Raw genomic sequence first — 13,483 nt, forward strand, 5'->3', positions numbered from 1 at the left:
CGCCGTGGAACGGGATATCCGCCGCGAACCGGTTTGGTTGCCATCGAGTGACGATCTTCGAGTTCCGCCCCACCTTGTCAAGCAAGCGCTTGTCCGTTTCAGGGTGTCCGGTTACCGTGACAGGCGAGCGCCGTGGCCGCCCGCCGGACGGGGCGCGGATGCCCGGGGAGGGAGGCGGGATGCAGCCGTTCGCCGGGCGTGCGGCGGTGGCCGGGATCGGGATGACCGCGCTGACCCGCGAGTCCGGCAGGAGCGAGCTGGACCTGGCCGTCGAGGCGTGCCGGGCGGCCTGCGCCGACGCGGGCATCGCCCCCACGGAGGCCGACGCCGTGCTCAGCTACCACCTGAACGACTCCGCCCCCGTCACCCAGGTCGCCAGGGCGCTGGGGATCGAGCGGCTCGGCTGGCACAACGACATCGCCGGGGGAGGCACGCAGGCGGCGTCCATCCTGGGCGACGCAGCAATGCTGATACACGCCGGTTTGGCGCGAAATATCGTTATCTATAGGGCGCTCAACGGCCGCTCCGGCAAGCGCATGACGGCCGTCTCCACCGGCGCCCAGGAGCGGTTCACCTACGGTCTGGCGGGACCGATCCCGCTGTTCGCCCTCGCGGCCACCCGCTACCTGCACGAGACGTCCCTGACCGAGGAGCACCTGCACGCCGTCGTCGCCCAGTCGCGCGACAACGCCGCGACCAACCCCAGGGCCCTGCGCCGGGAACCGCTCGCGTTCGACGAGTATCTGGCCAAGCCGTACGTCTGCACGCCGCTGCGCACCGCCGACTGCTGCCAGGAGACCGACGGCGCCTGCGCGCTCGTCGTCAGCGGCGTGCTCGGCGGCCCGCGCGTCCACGCGGTCGTGCGCGGCGGCGGGCCCGGCTGCTCGGCGATGGACCGCTCGCCCGACGTCACCGCGATCTTCTCCGCGTACGTGGCGCCCATGCTGTGGGAGGCGTCGGGCATGCGGCCGTCCGATGTGGACGTGGCGCTGCCGTACGACGCCTACTCCTGGCTCGTGCCGCGCCAGCTGGAGGACTTCGGCCTGGTGGGGCGGGCGGACCTCGGCGCGTACCTGCTGGAACGGCGGCACGCCTGGGTGAACCCGCACGGCGGCCTGCTGTCGGAGGGCTACGTGCACGGGTTGAACAACGTCGCCCAGGCGGTCCGCGAGCTGCGGGACGGCCGCGAGGTGGCGCTCGTGACCGGGTTCGGCGGCAGCTTCGGGAGCGCGGCGCTGCTCGTGGCGTGAAATGCTCGGGGGTCGGCCGACATGAAGAGGGTGTCCGTTATCCCCCGAAAGAGGAGGTCGACCATGGGAACCGCCCGTGGATGACGACCGGACGACCCGGTTCGAGGCCGTCTATATACAGACATATGAGCGGATCCTCGGATATGCCGTCCGGCGCTGCGAGTCGCCCGAGGACGCGGCCGACGTGGTGGCCGAGACGTTCGCCATCGCCTGGCGCCGCGTCGACACCCTCCCGCGCGGCGACGAGGCCCGGCTCTGGCTGTACGGCGTGGCCAGGAACGTCCTGGCCAACCACCGCCGCGGCCTCGACAGGCACCGCGCGAGGAACATGCCGCTCGACACCGACCTCGCCGACCTCTACCTGCGTCCCCCCGAGGACGGCGGCCACGATGTGAGCGCGATCGCCGCGGCCTTCCGCGAGCTGTGCGAGGACGACCGGGAGCTGCTGACGCTCGTCGCCTGGGAGGGGCTCGACCACGGCCAGGTCGCCAAGGTCCTGGACTGCTCGCGCAACGCCGTCCGCATCCGCCTCCACCGCGCCCGCAAGCGCTTCGCCAAGGCGCTCGACGGCGCCGGGGGCACCGGGGGTACCGCCAATCGCTTCGCTGTGGAGTCCGTATGAACGAGCTGAACCATCTCGCCAGGGTCAGCGACCGCGAACTGGCCGGGCGGGCGTCCGGCGCGGGGGCGCGGGCGCTGCTTGAGGCCATCGTCACCGAGGAGATCACCGCCGGCGATCCCGTACCGCGACCGAGGGCGCCGCGCCGGACACGGCGGTTCGTCGTGGGGCTCGTCGCGACCGCCGCGCTGGCGGCCGCGGCCGTCGTCGGCCCCAGCCTGCTGACGGACGGCGAGGGCACCGCCACCTCCTACGCCAACTCCGCCATCGACATCGAGCTGCGCGGCGACACCTGGGTGGCCAGGGTGAAGGACCCGTACGCCGACCATGCCCTGTACGCCGAGGCCTTCAAGGCGGTGGGCCTGGACGTGGGGCTGAATCTCGTTCCCGTCTCCCCGCCCAGAGTCGGCCAGGTCGTCCGGATGGGCTTCGAGGGAACCGTGGACAACGGCAAGGGCATCGGCGGCGGCTCGGAGCCGGACGGGTGCACGCTGGGCCAGGCCGGATGCTCCCTCGCCGTCACCGTGGATCGCGGATTCATCGGCAAGGGCGTCATCAGCCTGGGCAGGGCGGCGAAGCCCGGCGAGAAGTACCAGGACGCCGGGCCGGCCAGCCGCAAGGGCGGGATGCTCGCCGGGTACCGCGCGGACGGGCGCACCGTGGGGGAGGTCCTGGCAGAGGTCCGCAGGCGGGGTCTGAAGGCGGTCTTCCAGGTCATCGAGCCCGGCCCGGGCGGCAGCGGCTACGGCGTCGACCCGAAGCGGCAGCCGGCCCAGGTGGGGGACGACTGGATCGTCTGGGAGGCCGAGGCGGAGGAGGCGGGCGTCGTCCGCCTGCTGGTGACCAAGGAGCGCCTGCCCAAGAACCCCGTCTACGGCGGCCACAAGCCCGACGACATGGACTGACCGCCTCTTCAGCGGCCGACGAAGCGTGGGTGGAGCTTTTCGGCCTCTCGCGGGTCGAGGAGCGTTCGGGCGGCCAGCCAGGCCGCCGCGCCCGCCCCGTCCTGGGCGGTCGTCACGGTGACGTCGCCGAGCAGCTCGCGCACGGCCTGCCGCACCGGCCCCTCGCTGGTCAGGACGCTGCCCGCGAGCACCACCGGGCCCGCGACGCGGACCCGCCTGACGGTGGCCACCAGGTGCCCCGCCGCCCGCTGGACGATGTCCAGCGCCAGCGGGTCGCCCTCCGAGGCGGCCCTGCTGACCAGCGCCGACAGGGCGGCCAGCCGCATGTGGTCGGCCTGCGCGAGCCGCACCACCCGGTCGGCGTCCTTGCGCGGGGTGGGGCCGCGCTCGGCGCCCAGGAAGTGGTCCACGACCAGCTCCACCAGTAGGCCCGCCGCAGCCCCTTCCGCGGCGATGCCACGGGGGCCGGTGGGGCCCGCAGCAGGGCCGCGGTCGAGCGCGGCGACGGCCGCCTTGGCCGCCTCCCGGCCGATCCAGAAGCCGGACCCCTCGTCGCCGAGCAGCCAGCCCAGCCCGTCGGCGATGGCGGCCAGCTGGAAGCCGGAGATCCTGGCGGCCACCGCGCCGGTGCCCGACAGCAGCAGCGACCCCTCCGGCGCGGGGGAGCCCGCGACGTACGCGATCGGCACGTCTTTCGTGACCCGGGGCCCCACGGCGATGCCATGCTCGCCCCAGACCTTGGCCAGCTCGGGTTCCAGCGCCTCGACCGTGCCCGCCACGCCCGCCAGGGACGCGACGACCCGCGACCCGTCGTGCGAGCCGAGCGCCTGCCCGAGAGCCTCGGCGATGGCGCCCACCGCCTTGGCCAGCCCGTGGGCGGTGGGATTGCCCGCGCCCGCGCGGGCGTAGCCGACCCGAGTGCCGTCGAGAGCGTGGACCGCGACGCGGGTGGAGGTCGCGCCGGCGTCAACTCCGACGACCAACGAGTTAGTCACGGTCCGATTTTGGGGGTTGACGTGACCAGGAAGCAAGAATAATTTTCGCCAGAAGACCGAGTATTCGGAAGGAATATTCGTGACTTCAGGAGCTCTCGGGCGCGTCGAGACGGAGTTGCCCGGCTTGCCGGAGGCGCTGCGCCGGGTAGGCGAGGTGATCCTCGGCGATCCCGCCGAAGCCGCCCGATCAACGATCATCGCGCTCGCCGAACGGGCGGGCAGCTCGCCCGCCACCGTGACCCGGTTCTGCCGGGCTTTCGGCTTCTCCGGCTACGCCGAGCTGCGGGTCGCGCTGGCGACCGAGACGGGCAGGGCCGCGCAGGCGGGCTGGGGCGCGGGCGTCGGGCACGAGATCGGCCCCGACGACCCGCTCGACTCCGCGATCGAGGTGATGGCCGCCGCCGACGCCAGGCTCATCCAGGACACCGCCGCCCAGCTCGACTCCGGCATCGTCGCCCAGGTGGCCGACGCCATCGTGGCCGCGCCCAGGGTGCTCCTGGTCGGCGTCTCCACCAGCGGGAACGTCGCCACCATGCTCGAAGGGCGGTTGCGCCGCATCGGCGTCCCCGGCTGGAGCGCGGGCGACGCGCACGTGGCGCTGTCGGAGGCCGCCCTGCTCGGCGCGGGCGACGTCGCGATCGGCATCAGCCACCGCGGACGCACCCGCGAGGTCATGGAGGCGATCGCCGAGGCGGGCAGCCACGGGGCGACCACGGTCGCGGTCACGTCCTTCGCCCGCTCTCCCCTCGCCGAGCTGGCCGACCTGGTGCTGACCACGGCCAGCAGGGAGACGACGTTCAGACTCGGCGGCCTGGCCGCCGTCCACTCGCAGCTGTTCGTGCTCGACGCGGTTTACGTGGCGGTCGCCCAACGCACATACGAGCGTACGAACGAGGCGTTCGAGCTCACGATCAGCGCCGTGGAGAGTCATCGGGTGGAGAGAGGCTGAATGACGTACGCATCCCAGGTGCTGCGGCTGGCCGGCGAGGTCGCGGAGACGCAGCGTGAGCAGGTGGGGCGGGCCGCGGCGCTGCTCGTCGAGTCGCTGAGGACGGGCGGCGTGGTGAACGCCTTCGGCTCCGGCCACTCCGAGGCCATCGCCATGGAGATCGCCGGACGGGCCGGCGGCCTCGTGCCGAGCAACCGGCTGTCGCCGCGCGACCTCGTCCTGTACGGGGGGCAGCCGCCGAGCGTGCTCACCCCGGAGCTGGAGCGCGACCCCGCGGTGGCCCAGCGGATCTACGACCTGGCGCCCGTCGAGCCGCAGGACCTGTTCGTGCTCATCTCCAGCTCGGGCGTGAACGGCACGGTCGTCGAGCTGGCCAGGATCGTCAAGGAGCGCGGCCACCCGCTGATCGCGCTGACCTCGGTCCAGCACAGCACCCAGATGACCTCGCGCCACCCGTCCGGCGCCAAGCTGCTCGACCTGGCCGACGTCGTGCTGGACAACGGCGCGCCGTACGGCGACGCGATCCTCGAGCTGCCGGGCGGCGGCAGTTACGGCGCGGTCTCGACGATCACTTCGGCGCTGCTCGCCCAGATGATGGTCACCGAGGCGGTCGACAGCCTCGTGGCGCTCGGCGAGACGCCGCCCATCTACCTGTCGGCCAACGTGGCCGGCGGCGACGAGCACAACAGAGCCCTGGAGAGCCGTTACGCAGGGCGGATCAGACGTGGAGCTTGACATAAGTCAGGAGTAGTCATAATGCCGAACACCCCCCGCATCACCCGTCGTGAGCTCCTTCGCGGAGCCGCGTTGGTCCCGGTGGCGGGCGCGCTGGCCGCGTGCGCCACCCCCGCCTCCAAGGCGCCCGCCTCGTCGTCGGCCGCGCCGGTCGCGACCAGCGCGGCCAACCCCTTCGGTGTCGCCGCCGACAAGCCGCTGGAGATCTGGATCTTCGACGGCGGCTTCGGCAACGCCTACGCCAAGGACATCCACGAGCCGCTGTTCAAGACCAAGTATCCGAAGGTGGAGATCAAGCACAACGCCACCAAGGAGATCACCAAGGTCCTGCAGCCGCGCTTCGCGGGCGGCAACCCGCCCGACGTGATCGACAACTCCGGCGCGAACGCCATGGACTTCGGCGCCCTCGCCCAGGACGGCCAGCTCCAGGACCTCGGCCCCCTCCTCGACGCGCCCACCTGGGACGATCCCAACGTCAAGGTCAGGGACACGCTCGACCCCATCGTCATCGAGTACGGGACCTACGACGGCAAGTTCGGGGTGCTCGGCTATGTGAACTACATCTTCGGCATCTGGTACTCGCAGAAAGTCTTCAAGGACAACGGCTGGACCGTGCCCAAGACCTGGGATGAGTTCCTCAAGCTCTGCGAGACGATCAAGAAGTCCGGCAAGATGGCGCCCTTCACCTACGCGGGGAAGTTCCCGCAGTATCTCTACGATCCGCTGCTGACGATGGCCGCGAAGATCGGCGGAGCCGAGGTGCTGGTCAACATCGACAACCTCGAGGACGGCGCCTGGACCACCGAGGCGATGAAGCAGTCGGCCACCGCCTGGGCCGAGGTCGGCGCCAAGTACCTCATGCAGGGCACCACTGGTCTCGACCACGTGCAGACTCAGACGGCGCAGAACAAGTACCAGGTCGCCATGCTGCCCAACGGCTCCTGGCTGGAGAACGAGCAGAAGACCACTACTCCGGCTGACTTCGAGTACGGCATGTTCCCGCTACCGGACTTCACCGGCTCGGACAAGATGCCCTACGGCACGCTGCGTTCCCAGCCCGGCGAGACGTTCATCGTCCCGGCGAAGGCCGCCAACCCGCAGGCGGGCATGGAGTACCTGCGTGCCATGCTGTCGAAGAAGGCGGCGGGCGACTTCAGCGAGCTGGTGCGGACCGTGTCGGTGGTCAAGGGCGCGGGCGAGGGGCGAACCCTGTCGCCTGGCGTCCAGAGCGCTACCAAGGCTCTGGCCGACGCGGGCACCAACACCGTGTACTTCCGCTGGGACAGGTGGTACCTCCAGATGAAGGACGAGGCCATCGCCGCCACGGGCGAGCTGATGACAGGCGGCCTCACGCCCGACAAGTACCTGGAGCGCCTGCAGAAGAAGGCCGACGAGGTCAAGAAGGACTCTTCGATCAAGAAGTTCAAGCGCTGATGTACAACCGCTACCGCCGTGGGCTGTTCATCACCGCGTTCCTGGCAGCCCCGGTGGCGCTCTACCTCATCTACGTGATCTCGCCGTACGTCCAGGCGTTCTACATCGCGACGACCAACTGGCGCGGCGTCACCGCCACCCCCGAGTTCATCGGCCTGGAGAACTTCCAGCGGCTGTTCGGCGACGGGATCTTCTGGAAGGCCGTCACGCACAACGCCGCGCTGCTCGTGCTCCTGCCGCTGCTGACGATCGTGATCGCCCTGTTCTTCGCCTACCTCCTCAACGTGGGTGGCGCCGGGCAGGGCGTGCGCGGGATCAGGGGTTCCAAGTTCTACCGGGTGGTGTTCTTCTTCCCGCAGGTGCTGTCCGTCGCGGTGGTGGCCGTGCTGTTCCAGCAGGTGTTCCGTCCGGACGGCAGCGGCATGCTGAACGGGCCGCTGATGACGCTGGGCGTCAAGCCGATCGGGTTTCTGTCGAACCCGGACATCGCCTTCTGGTCGGTGCTCGGCGTGATGGTCTGGCAGGCGGTCGGCTTCTACGTGGTGCTGTTCTCGGCCGGGCTGGCGTCCATCCCGAAGGACATGTTCGAGGCGGCGCAGATCGACGGCGCGGGCCGGCTGAGCCTGTTCTTCCGCATCACGCTGCCCCTGCTCTGGGACACCGTCCAGGTGGCCTGGGTCTACCTCGGCATCATCGCCCTCGACGTCTTCGCGATCGTCTGGGTGATGACCGACCAGCACGGCGGGCCCGACTTCTCCACCACCGTGATGGCCGCCGAGATCTACCGCAACGCGTTCAGCTACTTCCGCTTCGGCTACGCCTCGGCCCTGGGCGTGGTGATGTTCCTGTTCACCGTCGGCTTCGCGATCCTCTCGCTGCGCCTCTCGCGGCGCGAACGAATCGAGTACTGATGACGACCACGACCTCCTGGACGGTGGCGAACTCGCGCAAGCTCGCCCGTGAGGAGCGCAGGAGGCGGCTCGGCCCCCTGTCGGTCCTCACGCACGTCGCGCTGCTGCTGTGGACCGTGCTGGTCGCGGTGCCGATCCTGTGGACGTTCCTGGCCTCGGTCAAGAGCGAGGACGAGATCTTCGGCGACGCCTGGTCGCTGCCGGCCACGCTGCGCTGGGACAACTTCGCCAGGGCCTGGAATCAGGCGCACATCGGGCAGTACACGCTCAACAGCGTCATCGTGGTCGCGTTCAGCGTGTCCGGAACGATGCTGGTCGGGTCGATGGCCGCCTACGTCCTGGCGCGCTACCCGTTCCGCGCGAACCGGGCGATCTACCTGATGTTCGTCTCCGGGCTGGCGTTCCCGGTCTACCTCGCCCTGACACCGCTCTTCTTCGTGGTGCAGAACATGGGCAACGTCCCGCTCATCGGGCCCTTCATCGGCCTGAACACCCACGCGGGCCTGGTGCTGGTCTACATCGCGTACTCGATGCCTTTCACCGTCTTCTTCCTGGCGGCCTTCTTCCGCACCCTGCCGACGGCGGTGGCGGAGGCGGCCATGGTCGACGGCGCCTCCCACACGCGGGTCTTCTTCCAGATCATGCTTCCCATGGCCAGGCCGGGCCTGATCAGCGTCACCATCTTCAACATCCTGGGCCAGTGGAACCAGTACCAGCTCCCGCTCGTGCTTCTCCAGGAACGCGACAAGTGGGTGCTCACGCAGGGCATCGCCGACATCTCCACAGCCGCGGGCTACGACCAGGACTGGTCGGCCCTCTTCGCCGCCCTCACCCTGGCGATCCTGCCCATGCTGGTCGTCTACTCGGTCTTCCAGCGGCAGATCCAGTCGGGGCTGACGGCGGGCGCGCTCAAGTAGCCGCGGAAAACCGTTCGCGGCCGGGGAAAGCGTCTGCTTTGCTGCTGGGCATGACGTCCGCATGGGTGGGGGAGCGGGTCCGGCTGCGGGCCGTGGAGCCGGAGGACTGGGAGGCGTTCCACTCCTTCGAGGAGTACTCCGACGACGTGCGGAACGGCCACCGGCTGCACCCGCCCACCTCGGCGGAGCGGGCCAGGAAGTGGGCGGCCGAGCTGGCCGCCGAGGATCCGGATCTCGACGAGGTCCGGCTGGCGATCGCCACCCGGGACGGTAACGCGGCCGTCGGGATGATCAACACGCACGAGGTCGACCGCCACGCCGGCACGTTCTGCTACGGCATCGCCGTCGGCAGGCCGCACCACCGCAAGGGGTACGCCGGCGAGGCCGTCGTGCTGCTGTTCCGCTACATGTTCGGTGAGCGGCGCTTCCAGAAGGCGGAGGCGTGGGTGTACGCGTCCAACGCCGCGTCGCTGGCGCTGCACCGCAGGCTCGGCTTCGTGCAGGAGGGCGTGCGCAGGCGCAGCCGCTTCGCCGCCGGACGCTACGACGACGAGGTGCTGTTCGGCATGACCGTCGAGGAGTTCGCCGCCCGCTACGGCGACTGATCGGCGGGCCGGCAGTCCTGCGGCGCGCCGATGCTGGCGTTGAAGTGGGCCAGGCCCTCGGCGAAGGAGGCCAGTTCCGCGGGAGTCCAGTCGGCGAGCACCTTGGCCAGGCCGTCGAGGATCAGGGCGCACTCCTGCCGCATATGCCGCAGCCCCTCGTCGGTGATGCGCAGCTTACGGGCCAGCCCTCCATCGGGGTCGGGGATGCGCTCGGCGAGCCCCGAGCGCAGCAGCACCGCGGTCTGCCGGTTGACGGTGGACGTGTCGAGGCCGAACGCCTGGGCCAGTTGCCCGATCGACATGGGCCCCTCGGCCTCCAGCCGCCTGAGGAGGATGTACGTGCTGCGTTCCAGCCGCCCCTCGTGCTGTTTCGCGCGCAGCGTCGCCATCGCCGAGTGACGGCCGATGAGCATGAGCTCGCGCTCGATGCCGACGATCTCTTCGCGCACGCGGGCCTCCTTCCGGCGTCAGCGTATCCCGCGAGAGCGATGTGTAAGATACATATCTTGTGCATGATACATACGGCCCGCGGGTGAACGGAGAGCGCATGGACGCCGCACCTCGCAGCGGGGCCATCGTCAGCGTGCTGGCAGCGGCGGGGATCCTCGTCTCGCTGATGCAGACCCTGATCGTCCCCCTGATCGCGAGCCTGCCGAAGCTGCTGAACACCAGCGCGGCCAACGCGTCGTGGGCCATCACCGCCACCCTCCTGGCGGGCGCGGTGGCCACCCCCGTCGCCGGGCGGCTCGGCGACCTCTACGGCAAGCGCCGGGTGATGGTGGCGAGCGCGCTGCTGCTCGCCCTCGGCTCCCTGGTGTGCGCCCCCGCCAACTCTCTGGCCCCCATGGTCGCCGGGCGCGCACTCCAGGGCTTCGGCATGGGCGTGATCCCGCTCGGCATCAGCATCATGCGGGACGTCCTCCCGCCACGGAAACTGGGGTCGGCCATCGGGCTGATGAGCTCCTCGCTCGGCGTCGGCGGCGCGCTCGGCCTGCCCGCCGCCGCGCTCGTCGCGCAGCACGCCAGCTGGCACGCGCTGTTCTGGGGCTCGGTCGGGCTCGGCCTGCTCATGACCGTCCTGCTGCTCGCGGTCGTCCCCGAATCCCCGGTCAGGGCGGCTGGACGCTTCGACGCCGTCGGCGCCCTCGGCCTGTCGACCGGCCTGATCCTGCTCCTGCTGCCCGTGTCCAAGGGCGGCAACTGGGGCTGGTCGAGCCCCGTCACCCTCGGCATGCTCGCCGCCTCGGCCGTCGTCCTGCTGCTGTGGGGGTGGTGGGAGCTGCGGGTCCCGGCCCCGCTGGTGGACCTGCGGACCAGCGCGCGCCGCCAGGTGCTGATGACCAACCTGGCCTCCGTGGTCATCGGCTTCGCCATGCTCGCCATGTCGCTGATCACGCCACAGCTCCTGCAACTGCCCGAGGCCACCGGTTACGGCCTGGGCAGGTCCATGGTCGAGGCCGGCCTGTGGATGGCCCCCGCCGGGCTGTTCATGATGGCCGTCTCGCCGCTGGCCGCGCGGCTGTCCGCCACGCGGGGTCCCAAGGTGTCGCTGCTGCTCGGCGCGGTCGTCATCGCCTGCGGCTACGCCCTGGCGCTCGTCCTGATGGGCAGCACGTGGGGCATCCTGATCTTCTCGGCCGTCGTCAGCGCCGGCATCGGGTTCGCCTACGCGGCCATGCCGGCCCTCATCATGAGCGCCGTGCCCCGCGCGGAGACGGCCGCGGCCAACGGCCTCAACAGCCTGATGCGCTCGATCGGCACCTCCACGGCCAGCGCCGTCATCGGCGTGGTGCTGGCCAACATGACCGTCCACCTCGGCCCGGTGACACTGCCGTCTGAGGACGGCTTCCGGGCCGGCTTCGTCATCGGCGGGGGCGTCGCGCTGCTGGCCGCGCTGCTGGTGCTGGCCATCCCGGGACGCCCCGCGTCCGACCGGCCGGCCCACGCGCAGAGCGCGCTGACCGAGGCCGAGGCGACGGGCTAGAACAGCTAGAGCTCGGCGCGCAGCCGTCGCGTCGCGGCGACCACGTTCGCCAGCGCCGACTCCACCTGCTCGTACGTGCGGGTCTTCAGGCCGCAGTCCGGGTTCACCCAGACGCGGTCCGCGGGCAGCGCCCCCAGCGTCCTGCGCAGCAGCCCCTCGACCTCGTCCGCGCCGGGCACCCGGGGCGAGTGGATGTCGTAGACGCCGGGCCCCAGGCCGCGCCCGAACGTGCCGACGGCGTCCAGGATGCGCGCCCCCGACCTGGCCGACTCGATCGTGGTCACGTCGGCGTCCAGGCCGTCGATGGCGGCCAGGATCTGGTCGGCGTCGGAGTAGCACAGGTGGGTGTGGATCTGGGTGCGGTCACCGGCGCCCGAGGTGGCCCTGCGGTAGGCGGCCACCGCCCAGTCCAGGTACGCGGCCTGCGACTCGCGGCGCAGCGGCAGCAGCTCGCGCAGCGCGGGCTCGTCCACCTGGATGATCGAGATGCCCGCGGCCTCCAGGTCGCGCACCTCGTCCCGCACCGCGTCGGCCACCTGGAGGACCACGTCCCGCAGCGGCAGGTCGTCGCGGACGAACGACCAGGCGACGATCGTGACAGGACCGGTGAGCATGCCCTTGACCGGCTTGTCCGTGAGCGACTGCGCGTAGCGGGCCCACCGGACGGTGATCGGCTCAGGACGTCCGACGTCGCCGTGCAGGATCGGCGGCCTGGTGCACCGCGACCCGTACGACTGGACCCAGCCGTTCCTCGTCACGGCGAAGCCGTCGAGGTGCTCGGCGAAGTACTGGACCATGTCGTTGCGCTCGGGCTCGCCGTGCACCAGGACGTCCAGGCCGAGCCGCTCCTGCAGCCTGATGACCTGTTCGATCTCGGCCTCGACCCGGCGCTCGTAGTCGGCCTCGGCGAGCGTTCCCGCCACCACCGCCGCGCGGGCCGCACGCAGCTCGCCGGTCTGCGGGAACGACCCGATCGTGGTGATCGGCAGCTTGGGCAGCCGCAGGTGCGCGGCCTGCGCGGCGGCCCGCTCCGCGTACGGGGCGCGCCACTCCGCCGCCACCGAGGACGGCGCCGTCGCCTGCGGCGCCGCGGGCGCGACGCCGTCCCAGTCGGCGCGCGCCAGCTCCACCACCTCGGCCACCTTCTGCTCCGCGAACGCCAGCCGCGCCCGCAGCGCGGGGTCGAGGCCCGGCTCCGCCTCCACGTCGTACGGCACGTGCAGCAGCGAGCAGGACGTGCTCACCACCACCTGCTCGGCCCGCACGGCCCGCAGCGCCGCCAGCGCCCGCTCGGGCGAGGTCCGCCACACGTCCCGCCCGGAGACCACGCCCGCCACCACGGTCTTGCCGGGCAGCGCGGGAACCGGCCCGCCGCGCACCAGGTCCACGCCGATCGCCTCGACCGGGGTGGCGGCCAGCACCGGCAGCGCCTCGCCCAGGCCGCCGAAGTAGGAGGCGACGAACAGTCCGGGCCGGTTCGCCGACGCCCCCAGCCGGTCGTAGGCGGTGGCGACCGCCGCGAGTTCCTCCGACGTCCTGTCGGCCACCAGCGCCGGCTCGTCGAGCTGCACCCAGGCGACGCCCTCGGCGGCCAGCGCCGCCAGCAGCTCCTCGTAGCAGCCGAGCACCTCGTCCAGCCGGTCCAGCGCCGACCCGAGCAGCAGGAACGTCACCGGCCCGAGCACCACCGGCCGGGTCTCGAACCCCAGCTCCCGCGCCTGCCGGACCTCGCCGAGCGGCTTGGACGCGTCCAGCTTGAACACCGTCTCTGAGGTGATCTCCGGCACGATGTAGTGGTAGTTCGTGTCGAACCACTTCGTCATCCGCAGCGGCGCCAGCCCGTCGGTGCCCCGGGCCATCGCGAAGTACGGGTCCGTGGCCTCCAGGTAGCGGGCGGGCACCGCGCCCAGCAGCACCGCCGTGTCCAGCACCTGGTCGTACAGCGAGAACGTGTTGCTCGGCAGCCCGTCCAGGCCCAGGGCGGCGAGCCGCCGCCAGGTCTGCTCGCGGAGCGAGGCGCCCACCGCCTCCAGCTCCTCGCGGGTCGAGTGGCCGTCCCAGTACGACTCCAGGGCCCGCTTCAGCTCCCTGCGCGGGCCGATCCTCGGGTATCCGAGCACGGTGGACTGGGGAAATCGGGACATCAGACTCTTGCTCCCTGCGTCAGCGGGCGGATCGA

The 13,483-nt window shown here is 71.2% G+C and carries 13 protein-coding genes; 10 read left to right on the forward strand and 3 right to left on the reverse strand.

Annotation, left to right across the window (positions count from 1 at the left end; all coding sequences use genetic code 11):
• Positions 1-179 precede the first annotated feature (179 nt).
• From ABT294_RS11760 to ABT294_RS11770, 3 genes are all read left to right on the forward strand, one after another.
• Positions 180-1,250, forward strand: coding sequence for a thiolase C-terminal domain-containing protein (locus ABT294_RS11760; protein ID WP_350805301.1), 1,071 nt, complete (start codon positions 180-182; stop codon positions 1,248-1,250).
• A 76-nt stretch (positions 1,251-1,326) separates the two neighbouring features.
• Positions 1,327-1,872: an RNA polymerase sigma factor gene (locus tag ABT294_RS11765; protein ID WP_350805303.1), complete on the forward strand. Its 546-nt coding sequence runs from the start codon at positions 1,327-1,329 to the stop codon at positions 1,870-1,872.
• Positions 1,869-2,774 (forward strand): hypothetical protein, encoded by a 906-nt coding sequence (locus ABT294_RS11770; protein ID WP_350805304.1) that lies wholly within the window; start codon positions 1,869-1,871, stop codon positions 2,772-2,774. Before ABT294_RS11765 ends, ABT294_RS11770 begins: the two co-directional genes overlap by 4 nt.
• Before the next feature lie 8 nt (positions 2,775-2,782).
• Here ABT294_RS11770 and ABT294_RS11775 read toward each other — a convergent pair whose 3' ends face one another.
• Positions 2,783-3,769, reverse strand: coding sequence for an N-acetylglucosamine kinase (locus ABT294_RS11775; RefSeq protein ID WP_350805305.1), 987 nt, complete (start codon positions 3,767-3,769; stop codon positions 2,783-2,785).
• A 79-nt stretch (positions 3,770-3,848) separates the two neighbouring features.
• On the opposite strand from ABT294_RS11775, the gene ABT294_RS11780 reads away from it, so the two are divergent.
• The 6 genes from ABT294_RS11780 to ABT294_RS11805 are packed head-to-tail and all read left to right on the forward strand — an operon-like array spanning position 3,849 to position 9,320.
• A complete protein-coding gene (locus tag ABT294_RS11780) occupies positions 3,849-4,718 on the forward strand; it encodes a MurR/RpiR family transcriptional regulator (protein ID WP_350805307.1) in 870 nt (289 codons plus the stop codon).
• A complete protein-coding gene (locus tag ABT294_RS11785; protein WP_350805308.1) occupies positions 4,719-5,453 on the forward strand; it encodes a sugar isomerase domain-containing protein in 735 nt (244 codons plus the stop codon).
• A 21-nt stretch (positions 5,454-5,474) separates the two neighbouring features.
• Complete coding sequence (ngcE, locus tag ABT294_RS11790; protein ID WP_350805309.1) at positions 5,475-6,887, forward strand: N-acetylglucosamine/diacetylchitobiose ABC transporter substrate-binding protein; 1,413 nt, start codon at positions 5,475-5,477, stop codon at positions 6,885-6,887.
• Positions 6,887-7,798, forward strand: a complete 912-nt coding sequence (locus ABT294_RS11795) for a carbohydrate ABC transporter permease (protein WP_350805311.1) — start codon at positions 6,887-6,889, stop codon at positions 7,796-7,798. The genes ngcE and ABT294_RS11795 overlap by 1 nt, the downstream gene beginning before the upstream one ends.
• Entirely contained in the window at positions 7,798-8,715 is a 918-nt protein-coding gene (locus ABT294_RS11800; RefSeq protein ID WP_350805313.1) for a carbohydrate ABC transporter permease, read from the forward strand. The genes ABT294_RS11795 and ABT294_RS11800 overlap by 1 nt, the downstream gene beginning before the upstream one ends.
• A gap of 50 nt (positions 8,716-8,765) precedes the next feature.
• Positions 8,766-9,320 carry a GNAT family N-acetyltransferase gene (locus ABT294_RS11805; protein WP_350805315.1) on the forward strand — a complete coding sequence of 185 codons (555 nt, stop codon included), beginning with the start codon at positions 8,766-8,768 and terminating at the stop codon, positions 9,318-9,320.
• On the opposite strand, the gene ABT294_RS11810 is transcribed toward ABT294_RS11805, so the two are convergent.
• On the reverse strand, positions 9,308-9,769 hold the full coding sequence (locus ABT294_RS11810) for a MarR family winged helix-turn-helix transcriptional regulator (RefSeq protein WP_350805317.1): 462 nt from the start codon (positions 9,767-9,769) through the stop codon (positions 9,308-9,310). The two genes, ABT294_RS11805 and ABT294_RS11810, sit on opposite strands and share 13 nt — an antisense overlap.
• A gap of 98 nt (positions 9,770-9,867) precedes the next feature.
• On the opposite strand from ABT294_RS11810, the gene ABT294_RS11815 reads away from it, so the two are divergent.
• A complete protein-coding gene (locus tag ABT294_RS11815; protein WP_350805318.1) occupies positions 9,868-11,304 on the forward strand; it encodes an MFS transporter in 1,437 nt (478 codons plus the stop codon).
• Positions 11,305-11,309: 5 nt separating this feature from the next.
• On the opposite strand, the gene metE is transcribed toward ABT294_RS11815, so the two are convergent.
• Entirely contained in the window at positions 11,310-13,448 is a 2,139-nt protein-coding gene (gene metE / locus ABT294_RS11820) for a 5-methyltetrahydropteroyltriglutamate--homocysteine S-methyltransferase (RefSeq protein ID WP_350805320.1), read from the reverse strand.
• Between the last annotated feature and the right edge of the window lie 35 nt (positions 13,449-13,483).

It is taken from the genome of Nonomuraea sp. NPDC000554 (assembly GCF_040300065.1).
In the GTDB taxonomy this organism is placed as follows: Bacteria; Actinomycetota; Actinomycetes; order Streptosporangiales; family Streptosporangiaceae; genus Nonomuraea.